This window comes from Rhodospirillales bacterium (assembly GCA_023898765.1).
GTDB lineage: Bacteria > Pseudomonadota > Alphaproteobacteria > Micavibrionales > Micavibrionaceae.
On the sequence record CP060238.1, the window covers coordinates 1,097,188 to 1,112,337 of the forward strand.

General features: G+C 54.1%; 17 protein-coding genes. 11 read left to right on the forward strand and 6 right to left on the reverse strand.

All coding sequences use genetic code 11. The features are described 5' to 3' along the window. The first annotated feature begins 7 nt into the window (after positions 1–7). Together H6853_05320 and H6853_05325 are read left to right on the forward strand one after the other, a co-directional pair. Complete coding sequence (locus tag H6853_05320) at positions 8–730, forward strand: OmpA family protein (GenBank protein USO04611.1); 723 nt, start codon at positions 8–10, stop codon at positions 728–730. 38 nt (positions 731–768) lie between these two features. Continuing rightward, the gene (locus tag H6853_05325; GenBank protein USO02970.1) at positions 769–3,702 is read left to right on the forward strand and encodes a tetratricopeptide repeat protein; all 2,934 of its coding nucleotides are present in this window, start codon (positions 769–771) and stop codon (positions 3,700–3,702) included. A gap of 6 nt (positions 3,703–3,708) precedes the next feature. Here the strand turns inward: H6853_05325 and fliP are convergent, their stop codons facing one another. From fliP to H6853_05345, 4 genes are read right to left on the reverse strand one after another with little or no spacing between them, the layout of a single operon-like run. Beyond that, positions 3,709–4,482 carry a flagellar type III secretion system pore protein FliP gene (gene fliP, locus H6853_05330; protein USO02971.1) on the reverse strand — a complete coding sequence of 258 codons (774 nt, stop codon included), beginning with the start codon at positions 4,480–4,482 and terminating at the stop codon, positions 3,709–3,711. Then, a complete protein-coding gene (locus H6853_05335; GenBank protein ID USO02972.1) occupies positions 4,463–4,750 on the reverse strand; it encodes a FliO/MopB family protein in 288 nt (95 codons plus the stop codon). The genes fliP and H6853_05335 overlap by 20 nt, the downstream gene beginning before the upstream one ends. A 13-nt stretch (positions 4,751–4,763) precedes the next feature. Then, complete coding sequence (locus tag H6853_05340) at positions 4,764–5,024, reverse strand: hypothetical protein (GenBank protein USO02973.1); 261 nt, start codon at positions 5,022–5,024, stop codon at positions 4,764–4,766. A gap of 1 nt (position 5,025) precedes the next feature. Beyond that, the gene (locus H6853_05345; protein ID USO02974.1) at positions 5,026–5,409 is read right to left on the reverse strand and encodes an EscU/YscU/HrcU family type III secretion system export apparatus switch protein; all 384 of its coding nucleotides are present in this window, start codon (positions 5,407–5,409) and stop codon (positions 5,026–5,028) included. A gap of 58 nt (positions 5,410–5,467) precedes the next feature. Here H6853_05345 and flgB point away from each other — a divergent pair, with 58 nt between their 5' ends. The 9 genes from flgB to H6853_05390 all read left to right on the forward strand — a co-directional run bounded on the left by flgB (position 5,468) and on the right by H6853_05390 (position 13,025). Further along, positions 5,468–5,878 (forward strand): flagellar basal body rod protein FlgB, encoded by a 411-nt coding sequence (flgB, locus tag H6853_05350; protein ID USO02975.1) that lies wholly within the window; start codon positions 5,468–5,470, stop codon positions 5,876–5,878. Between the two features lie 22 nt (positions 5,879–5,900). After that, complete coding sequence (gene flgC, locus H6853_05355) at positions 5,901–6,314, forward strand: flagellar basal body rod protein FlgC (GenBank protein USO02976.1); 414 nt, start codon at positions 5,901–5,903, stop codon at positions 6,312–6,314. Positions 6,315–6,353: 39 nt separating this feature from the next. Next, on the forward strand, positions 6,354–6,665 hold the full coding sequence (locus tag H6853_05360; GenBank protein USO02977.1) for a flagellar hook-basal body complex protein FliE: 312 nt from the start codon (positions 6,354–6,356) through the stop codon (positions 6,663–6,665). A gap of 84 nt (positions 6,666–6,749) precedes the next feature. Continuing rightward, positions 6,750–7,016 (forward strand): flagellar biosynthetic protein FliQ, encoded by a 267-nt coding sequence (locus tag H6853_05365; protein USO02978.1) that lies wholly within the window; start codon positions 6,750–6,752, stop codon positions 7,014–7,016. A gap of 7 nt (positions 7,017–7,023) precedes the next feature. Further along, positions 7,024–7,797, forward strand: coding sequence for a flagellar biosynthetic protein FliR (gene fliR / locus H6853_05370; GenBank protein ID USO02979.1), 774 nt, complete (start codon positions 7,024–7,026; stop codon positions 7,795–7,797). Between the two features lie 9 nt (positions 7,798–7,806). Then, a complete protein-coding gene (gene flhB / locus H6853_05375) occupies positions 7,807–8,889 on the forward strand; it encodes a flagellar biosynthesis protein FlhB (protein ID USO02980.1) in 1,083 nt (360 codons plus the stop codon). A 107-nt stretch (positions 8,890–8,996) separates the two neighbouring features. After that, positions 8,997–11,498, forward strand: coding sequence for a PAS domain S-box protein (locus tag H6853_05380; protein USO02981.1), 2,502 nt, complete (start codon positions 8,997–8,999; stop codon positions 11,496–11,498). Between the two features lie 176 nt (positions 11,499–11,674). Beyond that, positions 11,675–12,784 (forward strand): recombinase RecA, encoded by a 1,110-nt coding sequence (gene recA, locus H6853_05385; GenBank protein USO02982.1) that lies wholly within the window; start codon positions 11,675–11,677, stop codon positions 12,782–12,784. A 4-nt stretch (positions 12,785–12,788) separates the two neighbouring features. After that, entirely contained in the window at positions 12,789–13,025 is a 237-nt protein-coding gene (locus H6853_05390) for a hypothetical protein (protein ID USO02983.1), read from the forward strand. A gap of 49 nt (positions 13,026–13,074) precedes the next feature. Here the strand turns inward: H6853_05390 and smpB are convergent, their stop codons facing one another. Continuing rightward, positions 13,075–13,569 (reverse strand): SsrA-binding protein SmpB, encoded by a 495-nt coding sequence (gene smpB / locus H6853_05395; GenBank protein ID USO02984.1) that lies wholly within the window; start codon positions 13,567–13,569, stop codon positions 13,075–13,077. Between the two features lie 592 nt (positions 13,570–14,161). Beyond that, on the reverse strand, positions 14,162–15,058 hold the full coding sequence (locus H6853_05400; GenBank protein ID USO04612.1) for a 4-hydroxy-tetrahydrodipicolinate synthase: 897 nt from the start codon (positions 15,056–15,058) through the stop codon (positions 14,162–14,164). Positions 15,059–15,150 lie beyond the last annotated feature (92 nt).

A 15,150-nucleotide genomic window follows, 5' to 3' on the forward strand; every position in this document is an offset into this window, starting at 1 on the left:
CCGGCGGATGGGGGATCGCGGCGGCGGCGGCGCGATCTGGCTTATTTCCTTTACGGACGTTATGGCCCTGATGCTGACATTTTTTGTCCTGCTTTTTGCGATGTCCAACCCCCGGGAAGAGAATTGGGAGGGGATCAAAGATACCGTCCAGAATAATTTTAATAAATATGCCGGGCAGCTTTTAAATCGCGGGCATCAGGACGCTGTCAGCATTGAAAAGGTAAATTTCTCGCAGGCGCTGGATTTGAATTATCTAAGGACGCTGATTGCATCCCTGATTGAGCGGGAGCCAAGCCTGAAAGTGGTCAAGTTTATCAGCCAGTCGGGAACCTTGATCCTCTCGCTGCCGGAAGATCTTTTATTCGATCCTGGAGAGGCGAAGATAAAAGAGGATGCGGGGCGTGCCCTCTTTACGCTGGCCAATATTCTCTCGCGCATTAAAAACCGGGTGGAAGTGGTCGGGCATACGGATCCCCGGCCGATATCGACGGAAGACTTTCCTTCCAACTGGGAACTTTCCATGATGCGCGCCGCGCAGGTCGCCGCCGTGCTTGAGAATGTCGGCTACGGTCAAAGCGTTGTCATTCGGGGGCAGGCCGGCGGACGGTATCTGGACCTCGAAGGGTCCGTTCCCGAAAGCAAACGGCTGGAATTATCCCGCCGCGTGGATATTCTTATTATGGAAGATGATGGAAAACGTGTGAAGCTTTTCGATATCGGGTCGCCCTGATCTTGTTCTTGAGGCTTTGCTGTGGCAGGGTTTCAGGTATGTTTAGACTCCTCTTAGGTCTTGTTTTTATCAGCGCGTTTGCGCCTGTTCCCGTGTGGGCCGGGCAGGAGGTTGCGCTGCGTTCCGGCGTGCATTCCAGTTATAACCGGCTTGTTTTCGACTGGCCCGATCCTCCCTCTTACAGCCTGTCGCAAAAGGGCGCGACGCTGCACATGTCGTTTCAGAAAGCGGCGGATCTTGATTTAAACGCTTTCAAAGCGGAGGGGTTGCCAAACATTAAAAATCTGAAAGTCCTTTCCGGGAAAGGGGATAATCTGGAGATATCCATAGATATTCCCGAAGGAAGCCGTTTCCGGCATTTTTCGGCCGGAGGCCGGATTGTCGTCGATGTTTACAATCAAGGCGGGAAGGTTTCGGCGGCTTCGGCCAAAGAGATAAAATCCAAGGAAAAACCTGCCGTGAAAGAAGAGCCGGCCGGGGAAGGTATAAGGGAAGATGTAAAGGAAGACGTAGAGGACATGCAGGCGGCGGCGCCTGAAGACGTTGAAACCGCTGTCCTTCCGCCGCCGGATGTCGATCCGCATGTGATTACGGTGACGGCAACCCAGGTTTTGGGGATGGCTGTTTTTGAACGGGCCGGCTGGCTCTGGCTTGTGATGGATGACCCCGGCATATCCGTGTTGCCGCAAATATCAGGTCCGCAGAAAGACCGTTTCGGGGACCCTGTTCGTTACGAATTGCCGGAAGGGGTCGCTTACCGGCTGGAGCTTCCACAGGGGCTGAATGTCCGCGGCGAAGGGGGCGGGCTGTTGTGGCGGATTGTCGCCAGCCCGGCGGAAAAAGAAATCGAACATGCTCTGCCGGAAAAAGCGTTTGAAGGGGATGATCCTTTGCGCGGAGGTGTCTTGCGCTGGCCTCTTTCGAATGTGCGTAAAATACTGGACGTAAAAGATCCCGTCTTCGGCGATGTGATAAAAGTCGTGACGGTGGAAGAAGCGGGGCAGTCCGCAGGGGCTTCCAGGGCGTTTCCCGATCTTGAATCTTTGCCTTCCGCAATCGGCCTCGCCGTTCTTCCCAAAGTGGATGATCTGGGGATGCGCATGGCGGCGGAAGGCGCAGGGGTTGAAGCTTTTCGGGCCGGCGGGCTCATCCTTTCAAGGGACAAGGACGTCAAGCCTGTGGAGATGCGTGAAGAAGCGCAGGCGGAAATTGTGGAGGAAGAAAAATCCCCGCTCTCCCGTATTTACAACTTCGACCGGTGGGAAATGGGCGGCGTGCGGGCGCTGGATTCAAACCAGCAGGTTTTAATGGCAACGCTTGGCGCGAAGAATAAAAACGGGCGGGCGCAGGATTTGATGACATTGGCCAAGCTGATGCTGGCCAATGACCGGGGATATGAATCTCTGGGGTATTTGCGGGTGGCGGCGCAGGAATTGCCGGGCGTTTCGGAAAGCCCGGAATATCTTGCGCTCAGAGGCGGTGCGCGGGCGCTCTCCGGCAAGCATGATTCGGCGATTGAGGATTTATCGGATCCTTCCCTGCAGGATTACGGGGAACTCGGCTACTGGAAAGCCTTCACGCTGGCAGGGCTGGAAGACTGGCAGCAGGCCATTTCCGTTTTGCCGGAAGGCTTTGACGTTCTGGCCGGTTATCCGCCGCAGCTCCGGCAGCCGGTCGCCCTTGCCTTGTCGGAAGTGGCATTGCGGGCCGGGAAAACCGATCTTGCCGAAGGTCTTCTGGGGATGCTGGAAATGGATATGAAGGAGATGCTTCCTCCTTATCAGGCCGCCTGGAACTACCTGATGGGAGAGATGCAGCGCCAGCTTGGAAACACGGACAAAGCCAAAGAATACTGGGAGCCTCTTGTCAAAGGGAAGGATGACCTCTACCGCGCGAAAGCGGGCCTGTCGCTGACCCGCCTTCAGCTTGAAAATAAAGATATCACGCCGGCACAGGCCATCGATCGGCTGGAGGGGCTGCGCTATGCGTGGCGCGGAGACGAACTGGAAACCCTTGTGAATTTAAGGCTGGGCCATGTCTATATCGATAACGGCGATTATTTGAAGGGGCTGTCTGTTTTGCGGAACGCCGTTTCCCTGCAGCCGGGGTCAAAAATCGCGCAGCAGGTCGCAAATTATATGGGGCAGGTTTTCCGGGACCTGTTTATGAAAGAGGGCGTGTATGATATTCCGCCGCTTGAAGCCGTGACCATTTACGACGAATTTAAAGAACTGACGCCGGCAGGAGAGGAAGGGGATAAATTTACCGAGCTTCTGGCGGAGCGACTCGTGGAGGCCGACCTTCTGGGCCGCGCGGCAAAAATTTTGGAAAATCAGGTCGCACACCGTCTGGAAGGGGAGGAAAAAGCCCGTTTGGCCGTGCGTCTGGCCGGGGTGCGTTTGCTGGACCGGAAACCGGAAGGCGCTTTGCGGGCGCTGGATGTCGCGGAAGAAACGTATAAGGACGTTTTTGGCAGCGAGGGGATTCCGCTTGAGAGGGAACGTGAAATCAAGCTTTTGCGCGCGCGGGCTTTTTCAAAACTCAAAAAAACGGATCAGGCGCTGGCGCTTCTGGACCAGCTTCCGAACGAGCCGGTTGTCAGCCGCCTTCGGACGGATGTCGCGTGGAACGCCGGACGGTGGGATGAAGCGGCGGATGCTTTTCAGGATTTGATTTTATCGGAGGATATTTCCCTGAAACGCCCTTTGACGGACTATCAGAGGGATTTGATTTTAAACCGGGCGATTGCGCTTAATCTTTCCGGAAACCGTGTGGGGCTCACGAATTTGCGCGAACGGTTCAAGGATTCGATGAAAGAGACGGAAAAACACCAGTTTTTTGACGTCGTGACAAGGCCGCGTCAGCTTGGCCTGATCGGAAGCCGGGAGCAGGTTATGTCGCTTATTTCCGAAGTGGATTTGTTCAAGGACTTTCTGGAGAGCTACCGGAAAACCGGAAAAGCGCAGGAGTAGTTTTTTTTATCCGCTTACCCCTGCCGGCAATGTCTCAAAGCTTTGGATAAGAGAGCCGGAGATCAGGTACCACCCATCCACCAGCACGAAGAAGATAATCTTGAAGGGCAGCGAGATCATCACGGGCGGGAGCATCATCATCCCCATGGACATCAAAATAGAGGCGGTGACCATGTCGATAATCAGGAAGGGCAGGAAAAGCATAAAGCCGATCTCGAAGGCGCGCCGGAGTTCCGAAATCATGAAAGAGGGAATTAAAATCTGCAGCGGTACGGCCATGGGCTTTTCAAAAGGCCCGTCTCCGCTGAGTTCAACGAAGAGTTCCAGATCCCGTTCGCGCACATGTTTGAGCATAAATTCCTTGAAAGGTTCGACGCCCTGTTCAAAGGCCTGCACTTCGTCTATTTCTTCGTTAATCAGGGGTTTTAGGCCGCTCTCATAGGCGCTTTGCAGCGTGGGGGCCATGATAAAAAAGGTTAAAAAGAGAGCCAGCGAGATCATCACGGTATTGGGCGGCGTTTGCTGGATGCCGATCGCGGTGCGCAGGAAAGACAGCACGACGATGATCCGCGTGAAGCTCGTCATCATCACCAGAATGCTTGGCGCCAGTGACAGGACGGTCATCACGAGGACAAGCTGGATCACGCGGCCTGTGACGGTGCCGTTTTCTTCGCCGCCGAAATCCAGCGAGATGGTCTGGGCGAGGGCGGGGTCGGAAAGCAGAAGGACGGAAAGTCCGAAGAAAGCAAGAGAAGCTGTTTTATTTTTTATCATCATCATCTTCTGCCGTAATATTTGTTTCGATGACAGTTTCACCCGACGGTCCCAGAATGACAAGATGCCTGTTCGGGCCGCGTTCCAGCAGGACCAGCTTTCGCCGCGCATCCAGCGGCAGCGTTTCGATAATTCTAAGCTGTTTTTTTTCTGTGGATATAAAACGTCCGGCCTGTCCCAGACCGAAGCGCCTGATAATAAAGGCCAGTCCGCCCATTAATGCCAGAACGAAAAGGAGGGAAGCGGCAAATTTTGCAAGTTCTGTGATTTCCATGCGTCCTTAAGTCCTAATCTTCGCTGTGGCGTTCATTCTCGTATGTGTGCAGGGCCTCTCCCAGTTTTTCAAGATGTCCGATCATTTCCGCCATAAGAGGCTGGATTTGCAGGGCCTCTTCCGGGGGCAGGGTGACAATGGAATCGCAAATGGAAGCCACTTCTCCGTCCAGATCGCCAAGATCGACCATCTCGCCGTTTTGGACGGTCCGGGTGGAGTCAAGGATGAAAGCATTCAGTTCGCTGAGACGTTTTTGTATGTCTTCACTATTCATTTTATTCTTTCTCTTTGTCTTCCATAGCATCTGTGAGGGCTGCGTCAAAGGGATTTGGTTGTCCGTTTGCGCGGTAGACAAAGGCCAGAATTTCGGCAACGGCCGCGAAAGCTTCGGACGGGATGGGGCTGTCCAGTTCGATAACGGCCAGCATTTCCGCCAGCGCGCTGTCTTCTCGTACGCGGATATCATTTTCCAGCGCGAGTTGCAGGATTTGCTCGGCAATTTTTCCCCGTCCGGCAGCCACAACTTTCGGGACCTGCCTTTCCCGCGTGCGGTCTTTAAGCGCGACAGCGGTCTGCCGGAGGGATTTTTTCTTTAAATTCAGCGGGATAAGCGGATCTTCGTCCTGATTTCCGTATCCGTCGTCAAATTCATTTGTCATTGGCACATATCCTGCAACTTTCGAGCAAGGGATAACTTACTATATCAGGGATGAGGCGATGACATTACAAAATATTCCTCTGCTGCAGGCGATGGGCGCAAAAATGCAATATCTGTCAATGCGTCAGGACGTGCTGGCCCAGAACATCGCCAACGCAGATACGCCGAAATATCGTGCCCGGGATCTGACGAAGGTCGATTTCGGCAGCGTTTTGGAGGATGTCATCGATTCCGACAGGGTTCGGATGGAAAAAACCCATCCGGGACATATGCCGTCGCCGGATGTGACCAAAAGCAGCAAAAACCAGAAACAAAAAATTACGTATGAAGTCGCCCCGGCGGGTAACGCGGTGATCGTTGAGGAGCAAATGGTCAAAGCGACCCAGACCACGATGGATTTTAACCTCATGACCAATTTGATGCGCAAGCAGACAGGCATGATCCGCATTGCGCTGGGGCGCGGACAGTAGAGAGTTAGAAAGGACGTAAAGCATGTCTGATTTATTTGACAGTCTTGCCATTTCCGCCCACGGCATGCGGGTACAGGGAGAGCGGACCCGCGTGATTTCAGAAAACATCGCCAATGCGGATACGGCGGCTAAAACCCCGGATGAGCAGCCTTATGCGCGTAAAATCATTACGTTTAAAAATGCGCTGGACCGTGAGAGCCGCCAGCGTCTTGTCGAGGTGGATAAAATCAAGGACGACAGCAGAAAGGATTTCCCGCTGAAATATATGCCCGATCATCCGGGCGCCAATGAAGCGGGCTATGTAAAAATGCCGAATGTGAACATGCTGATTGAAATGAACGATATGCGCGAAGCGCAGCGCTCCTACGAAGCCAATCTGGGGATGATGGAGCAGTCGCGTTCCATGATGCTGCGGACAATCGATATGTTACGTTAACGGTAAAATATGTTAGACTGAAAAGCGGAGAGCAAGACGATGGTCACTCAAATTTCAAATCCGGCTGCGGCTGCGGGGGCTTATGCCAATACGGCGAAAGCGGCGTCTTTGCCCGGCGCGGAAGCGCCGAAGGGCGAGTCCTTTGGTGACGTGCTCAAAGGGGCTGCCAGGGAATCGATTCAGACCATGCGCGCCGGGGAGGCCGCTTCCGCCCGTGCGGTCACGGGAGAGGCTTCTCTTCCTGACGTGGTGCAGGCGATTACGGCTGCGGAACTGACCTTGCAGACGGTCGTGGCTGTGCGCGACCGCATGATTTCCGCTTATCAGGAAATCCTGAGAATGCCGATCTAGCTGATCTGATTATGACTGTAAGAGAGCAGGGATGGTTTTGGGCTGCCTCTGTACAGGACGGTTTCCTGACGCTACAATCTCTCCATGGACCAGACCGAAGTCATTGAACTGGCGCGTGAGGCGATTTTGATGTCGATCAGGATCGGTGCGCCCGTGATGCTCGTGGGCATGTTTGTCGGGGTGACGATTGCGCTTGTGCAGGCGCTCACGCAGGTGCAGGAGATCACGCTTGTTTTCGTGCCAAAAATCCTGGCAATTTTTCTGTCTATCTTTGTGTTTTTCCCGGGTTTTGTGGGCGCTATGACAGCCTTTATGGAGAGCCTTGCGGACAGGATGATCGGGCTGGGATAGCCGGACGATGGAAACGCTTCAAACATTTTTAACCACCGGTATTTTCGCTTTTTTGCTGGTTTTCGTGCGCATCGGCACGGCCTTTATGATTATGCCCGGCGTAGGGGATTCCTTCGTGCCGCAAAATATCCGGCTTTATCTGGCGCTGGGGTTGTCGCTGGTTCTGGCGCCGGTGATCCGTCCCTTTATTCCCGATCCGATGCCGGCGCTTCCGGCCTTGTTTTTGCTGATCTTTATGGAATTCGTCACGGGGCTGTTCTTCGGCACGATCGCACGGGTCCTGATGGTGGCGCTGGATACGGCGGGGATGATTATCTCGATGTCTTCGGGGCTGGCCAATGCGCAGATATTTAACCCTTCTTTATCCGGTCAGGGCTCTATTGCCGGTGCGTTTTTGTCTGTGACGGGGGTCGTGCTTCTTTTCGCGACGAACATGCATCATCTCCTGATCTATGGGCTGGTCGAGAGTTACCACATGTTTCCCGTAGGCGGCGCGCCGGATGCGGGCAGTATGGCCGAACTGATGACGCGGGCGGTTTCCACCAGTTTCCTGATCGGGTTCCAGCTGGCCATTCCTTTTGTCGTTGTGGCGCTTTTGATTTATATCGGGATGGGGGTTCTCTCGCGCCTGATGCCGCAAATTCAGGTGTTTATTCTTGCGCTGCCGATGCAGATTCTTTTGTCGCTTCTTACCTTGTCTCTGGTTTTGTCCGCCGGGCTTCTCTACTGGCTGTCCAGGTTTGAAGAGGGCATGGTCTTTTTCTTAACGTCGGCAGGGTGAGGTGGGGATATGGCCGAAGGCGACGAAGACGACTCCCAGAAAACCGAGGACCCCACCCCGAAAAAGCTTGAGGAATCCCGAAAGAAGGGGCAGGTCGCGCTTTCCCGCGAGGTGAATAACTGGGTGATGCTGCTGACCGGGACGGTCGTTCTTCTGGCGGTGGCGCCGTCCTTTTTTACCGCGATGACCTCTTATATGAGGAGCTATATCGAGCAGGCGCATTTAATGCCCGGCGCGCCCGGGGGCTTTGGCGTCATTCTGGAGGGCACTTTTTTCGAAGTCCTGAAAATGCTGCTTTTGCCGTTTCTTATCCTGATGGCGGCGGCTTTTCTGGCGCCCTTTCTTCAGGTCGGTCCTCTTTTTTCTCCTGAAGCCGTTAAGCCGGATATCGGTAAAATTTCACCGATCCAGGGGTTTAAGCGTCTTTTTTCAAAGCGGTCTTTAATGGAGTTTTTCAAGGGGCTTTTGAAGCTCGGCATTATCGGCAGCGTAGGATTTATGCTGCTTTATCCTTTTTATGCGAGCGTCGATCACATGGTTGGCCTGCCCGTTCCGCTGATGATGGATGAGCTCAAGGGGCTTGTGTCGCGCCTGATGATCGGCATTCTCGTTGTTCTTCTGGTTGTGGCCGTGCTTGATTTGATTTTCCAGCGCAGCGAACATTACAAAAAAATGCGCATGAGCAAGCAGGAGCTTAAGGACGAATACAAGCAGACGGAAGGGGACCCCATGGTCCGGGCGAAGCTGCGCCAGCTCCGGCAGGAAAAGGCGCGCGCGCGTATGATGCAGTCCGTTCCGGGGGCGGATGTCGTGATTACCAACCCGACCCACTTTTCCGTCGCGCTCAAATACGATCCCGATGAAATGGATGCGCCGGTTCTGGTGGCCAAGGGGGTGGATGAAGTCGCGCTGCGCATTCGGGAAATTGCCAAAGAGAACGATGTCATAATTGTTGAAAATCCGCCCCTTGCACGGGCTTTGTACAAAAACGTGGAGCTGGACCAGATGGTGCCGGCGCAACATTACAAGGCGGTGGCAGAAATTATTTCCTATGTGTTCCGTTTGAAAGGCAAGCTGCAGCCTTCCGGCTAAAATTCCGGCTGCCGTTTTGGGAGATTGCAGGGGGTAATGAAATCAGGGGACGTTTTGCATGATCTTTCTGGCCAATTTGCCGGAATCTGTGTCATTCTGGCTTTGTCATGAAGATCGACCACACCGAATTTATTCTCAGGCAGGAAAAGGCCGAAACCGCCGGGCAAGCCGGCGGAGAAAAAACGTGCCGGAAGATATTCTTCTCTTTTGTCTTTTTCTTCCTGTATTTTGCAGGGTGCGTGGCGCTTGCGGTCATGCTCGAGGTGAGCAAATTCACCATGCTGGTTGCCGGTGTGGTCTTTGTGTTGGCGGCGCTGTTTGCTTTTCTGGTCCAGCGTTTTTTGCAGGGTTACAGCTCGCGGGAAAAGGAGTGGCATTTGCTGCGGGAAGTTCTGGAGGGAAGCCGGGGCGCGCGTTTGATTACGGACGGGCTGGAGCAGAGCGTTTTTTTTAATCGGAAATTCGAGGCATTGTGCGGCGAACAGGCAAAAGAGGGGCTGGAAGCCCTGTCCGATCTTTTCTGCAACAATGAAGAGTCCCGGAACGCTTTTCATCTTTTGAAGGAGCAGGCCGGGCGCGGTCTGAGCGATTCGGCGGAGCTTTATACGGGCAGCGGGGGAAAAGGGCGCTGGTTCATGGTAACGGCCCGGCCTGTGACCGGCTTTACGGGCTATATTCACTGGCGCATCAATGAGATTACAGATCAGAGGGATCATGATTTCGCCATTCGCGAGGAACGCGAAAAGCTTATTGATTTTACGGACAATGCGCCGGTGGGCTTTTTCTCCGTGGATGAAAAGGGGCATTTTGTTTTTGTGAACGCCACGCTGGCGCGCTGGCTCGGGAACGACATCCAGCAGCTTTTAAGCGACGGGCGGCTGCATACATATCTTGCCCAGCCGCCTCTTGACGGCGCGCCTTATGATATCGTCGAAAAAGGCGGCGCGCGGCAGGTGGCTGAAATTATGATGAAAGGCCCCGGCGGAAAAACGTTTCTGGCCTCGGTCAACCAGGCGGTGGTGAGAGAAGAGGGCGGGCGCGTCCGGACAAGGGGCGTTGTACACGATCTGACAAGCGAGCGGGAAATGCGGCGCGCCTTGCAGGCTTCCGAAGATCGTTTCCAGCGTTTTTTCGAAGAAGCGCCGCTGGGGATTGCGTTGATCGATGCGGACGGCATGGTGCAGGATTGCAATCTGGCTTTGGCCAATGTCTTGGGCCGTCCGGTTAAAGCGCTGGAAAGCGTGGCGTTCAAGGACCTGATTTCGGTGGAAGACCAGGACGTTGTTCTGGGGGCGCTGAGAAAGATCGGGCAGGGGGAAAAAATGCTCGCGCCGATGGAGATTACGTTGTCGGGGGAAAGAAATGTTTCTGTGCAAATGCATGCCAAAAAATTCAAGGGAAGCGACAGCACCGTTCTCCACTTTATTGATTTAACGGATCAAAAAGCGCTTGAGGCGCAGTTCATCCAGTCGCAAAAAATGCAGGCTGTGGGGCAATTGGCGGGCGGCGTGGCGCATGATTTTAACAATCTTTTGACCGCCATTATCGGGTTTTGCGATTTGCTTCTTTTGCGCCATAAACCGGGCGATCCTTCTTTCGGCGATATTATGCAGGTCAAGCAGAATTCGAACCGGGCGGCGAATCTCGTGCGCCAGCTTCTGGCGTTTTCGCGCCAGCAAACCCTGCGGCCGCAGGTGCATGACGTCTCGGATATCCTGATAGAGGTTTCTCACCTGATCCGCCGTCTGATCGGCGCGAATATTGAACTGGATCTGGTGCACGGGCAGGACCTTGGCCTGATTAAGGTCGATCTGGGGCAAATGGAGCAGGTTCTTGTGAATCTGGCGGTGAATGCGCGGGATGCGATGGGGGAAGGCGGAAAGCTGACGATATCCTCTTCCAATTTTGAAACCGCCCGGGTCATGAAACGCGGGGATGACCAGATGCCGCCCGGGCAGTGGGTCAGGATCGAGGTGCGCGATACGGGAACCGGGATATCAAAAGAAAATATTTCCCGTATTTTTGAACCCTTCTTCACCACGAAGGAGGTCGGGGAAGGGACGGGGCTGGGGCTGGCCACCGTTTACGGGATTGTCCGTCAGACCGGCGGCTATCTTCATGTGGAGAGCAAGGTCGGGGAAGGCACCGTTTTTTCCCTTTATTTCCCCCGTCTGTCTAAAAAGGAAGAGGAAGAGGCACACAGCGTCGTCAAAACGGAAGAGGAATCCGAAGGGGATCTGACGGGAAGCGCGCGTATTTTACTCGTCGAAGACGAAGATGCGGTGCGGATGTTTTCCACCAGGGCGCTGGAGAACAAGGGATACAAAATCCTGTCTGCGGAGCATGGGCGCGCGGCGCTGGATTTGATGGAGCAACAGGAAAACAAAACGGTCGATCTGTTGATTACCGACGTCATGATGCCGGATATGGACGGGCCGACTCTGGCCGGCCATATGCGGGAAACCTCTCCCGACCTCAAAATCATCTTTATTTCCGGCTATACGGAAGACCGCCTCAAAGACCATATGGGCAAGAATATTTATTTCCTGCCCAAACCCTTTACCCTCAAACAGCTCGCTGGCAAGGTCAAAGAAGCTTTGGGAGAATAATCCCTGAAAAAATGTTCTTTTTTTGTTCTTTTCCCTTTACATGTAGAACAAAACGGGTACATTGAAGGCAGGATCGTTGTGCGTAAAGCGTTTTAGGACTTTGCGCGAAACTGCACTTTATGCCAGAAAGAAGGGGAATTCCAATGAGCGTGACACCATTTAAAAAGGACGAGGCTATGAATAAAAATCCTGAGGAAAAACAAAAAGCGCTTGAGGCGGCTTTGGGACAGATCGAAAGGGCTTTTGGCAAGGGCTCTGTAATGAAGCTGAACGCCGACCACAATCCCATGGAGGTGGAAACGATTTCAACGGGGTCTTTGGGGCTTGATATTGCGCTGGGGATTGGCGGCGTGCCACGGGGGCGCGTGGTTGAAATTTACGGGCCGGAAAGTTCCGGCAAGACGACGCTGGCGCTTCATGTGATTGCCGAAGCGCAAAAAGCGGGGGGAACCTGCGCGATTGTCGATGCGGAGCATGCGCTGGACCCGTCTTACGCCAAAAAGCTGGGCGTGGATGTCGATAATCTTCTGATCTCCCAGCCGGATGCGGGGGAGCAGGCATTGGAAATCGCCGATACGCTTGTAAGGTCCGGCGCGCTGGATGTGCTGGTGGTTGATTCCGTGGCGGCGCTGGTGCCGCGCAGCGAACTGGAAGGCGAAATGGGCGATACGCATGTGGGGCTTCAGGCCAGGCTGATGTCCCAGGCTTTGCGAAAATTGACGGGCTCCATTTCACGTTCGGGGACGGTGGTGATTTTCATCAACCAGATTCGCATGAAAATCGGGGTGATGTTTGGGTCGCCCGAAACCACGACAGGGGGAAATGCCCTGAAATTCTATTCTTCCGTCCGGCTTGATATTCGCCGGATCGGGGCGATCAAGGACCGGGAGGAGATCGTTGGAAACCAGACCCGCGTGAAAGTGGTCAAAAATAAAATGGCGCCGCCGTTCCGCAAGGTAGAGTTCGATATCATGTACGGGGAAGGCATTTCCAAGACCGGGGAAATTCTGGATCTGGGGGTTCAGGCGGGAATTGTTGAAAAATCCGGGGCATGGTTTTCGGCGGAAGGGGAGCGGATAGGTCAGGGGCGCGAAAACGCCAAGAAATATCTGCTGGAACATCCGGATATGATGGCGGCGCTGGAGAAAAAAATCCGCGAAAATGCGGGGCTTGTTTCCGAAGCCATGCTGACGGGGGCGGATTTGGAGGAAGAGGGAATAGGAGACAGCTTTGAAGACACGGAAGAAACAGGCACAGCCCGGCCAAAAACCAAAAAAGCGGGGTAGGATTATGGATGCAGCTTGGCGCGTGACGGAACAGGTCGTTAAAATCAGAAGCGAGGAAGTTGTTTCTGAAAAAGATACGGGGTTTAGAAGCCTCGAGCAGAGCGCGTGCGATCGTTATTGTAAAGATAAAGTAAAGGGGTTTGATTATCACGATTATAACGACCGACATGACTATTGGTGGGGTCGTAATGATGACGAAAACGAGGTGCGCCAGTTTTTTATGAAAGGGGCCGAAGCCTGATTTTGTTTTTCCATCCCTGCGCAGACGGGGAGCCGGATGCAAATAAGTTCTAGCCTTTTTCGCGCAGAAGGCGTTGTTTCTGGCGGCCCCAGTCTCTTGATTTCACGTCTTCGCGCTTGTCGTGGGATTTCTTTCCCTTGGCCAGGGCGATTTCGAGTTTGGCCAGTCCTTTGGCGTTGAAATAAAGTTTGACGGGGACGATCGTGTAGCCTTCGCGCTGCACGGAGCCCATCAGTTTTTTAATCTCGCGGGTTTTGAGAAGAAGCTGGCGCGCCCGGCGCGGCTCATGTTGCAAATGCGGGCCTGCCTGCGAATATTCCGGGATATGGGCGTTGAGCAGGAAAAGGTCTTCGCCTTTGGGTCCGATGTGGCATTCATTCAGGCTGCACTGCCCGTGCCGGAGGGATTTCACTTCCGTTCCCGTGAGTACCAGTCCGGCTTCGAATTTGTCTTCCAGCGTGTAATCGAACCGTGCCCGGCGGTTATGGGCGACAGTCTGGTTTGTCGAAATCAGCCCCGATTTTCTTTTCTTTTTCTTGACCATAGCGCGTTTTCTTTACCATGAAGTGGCGGCAATCCGAAGCCCTTTATTTTACATAATGCATTATGTAAAATCTGGCTGCGTTGCAGGGGAAAGGGGCAGGGTTCTTGCCGCCCCTCAAATTTTTCCACCTTTTTCCCTCTCCCTTAGAGCATTGTGGGTTTAGGTTGGTTCCATCCTGTCATTTCCGAGCGCAGCGAAGAATCTCCGGAAAAGTTTGGGATCCTTCGCCTTCGGCTCAGGATGACAAAACGGGTCGTGACTCAATCTAAACGATGAACGCTCTAAAGGGAGAGGGCAACGAAGCCCCGGCTGAGTGGGAGAGGGTGTAAAATACTTCTGCCCTCCTCTCCCCGCTCCAGCCAAGGCTTACCCCGGATCAAGTCCGGAGTTTGCCAGGCTTGTGCATCCATCTCCCCGGCGGGGAGAGAGAAATGGAGGGGTGGTAAGGGGGCAGGTAAATTCAACGTTATGAAGATCCTTCGACTGCGCGCGCCAAAGTGCGCTGCGCTCAGGATGACATCTGTGGCAGGATTGCTATAACTAACCCATGAGAGCTGTAAATAACCCGGCTAAAAATCACAGTCCAGACGGCTTACAGCGCGCGGGCCAGCGGGGCGGGCAGCAATCCCGCATGCGCCAGCGCCTTGTCAACCACGGCGCGGCAGGAGGCGCTGGCAGGCAGGAGCGGCAGGCGCACTTCATCGCTGCACAGGCCAAGGGCGCTTGCGGCATATTTTACCGGCGCAGGCGAGCTTTCCACGAACATGGCTTTATGAAGGGGCGCAAGGGTATCCCGGCATCTTTCCATTTCTTCTATGTTTCCTTCCCGCCACGCCTTGTGCATTCGGGCGCATAAGGAAGGGGCGACGTTGGCGCTGACGGAAATGCAGCCGTGACCGCCCTGTGCGAGAAAGGCGGTTGCGGTGGCGTCTTCGCCGGAGAGCTGGCAGAAATCGTTTCCAACTTTGTTGCGCAGTTCCAGTGGCCGGGCCAGGTCGGCGGTGGCGTCCTTGACTCCGATGATACGGGGCAGCTCGGCCAGACGCGCCATGGTTTCAATGCTCATATCCACAACGCTGCGTCCCGGAATATTGTAAATAATGACGGGGATATCCACCTGGTCGTTCAGCGCTTTGTAATGTGCGTAAAGCCCGTCTTGTGTGGGCTTGTTGTAATAGGGCGTCACCACAAGGGCGGCATCCGCGCCGGAGTCCTTTGCTTCCTGCGTAAGGTCGAGGGCCTCGTGCGTATTGTTGGAGCCGGTCCCGGCAATGACGGGCACGCGTCCGGCCGTGATCTCGATACAGCGATTGATAACGGCCTTGTGCTCGTCATGGGACAGGGTCGGGGATTCCCCGGTTGTGCCGCAGGGGACAAGCCCGTCGGATCCTTGTTCGATTTGCCATTCAACGAAGGACTCGAATTTTTTCCAGTCGATTTCATTGTTTTTGAAGGGCGTTATTAACGCTGTAATGGAGCCTTTAAACATTTTTTTATCGTCCATCTCTCTTTAAGTCTGTACTATTGTCTACGAACCAAGAACTTACAGTTTTACGAAAACGCTTGCAAGGGCGGGGTTGG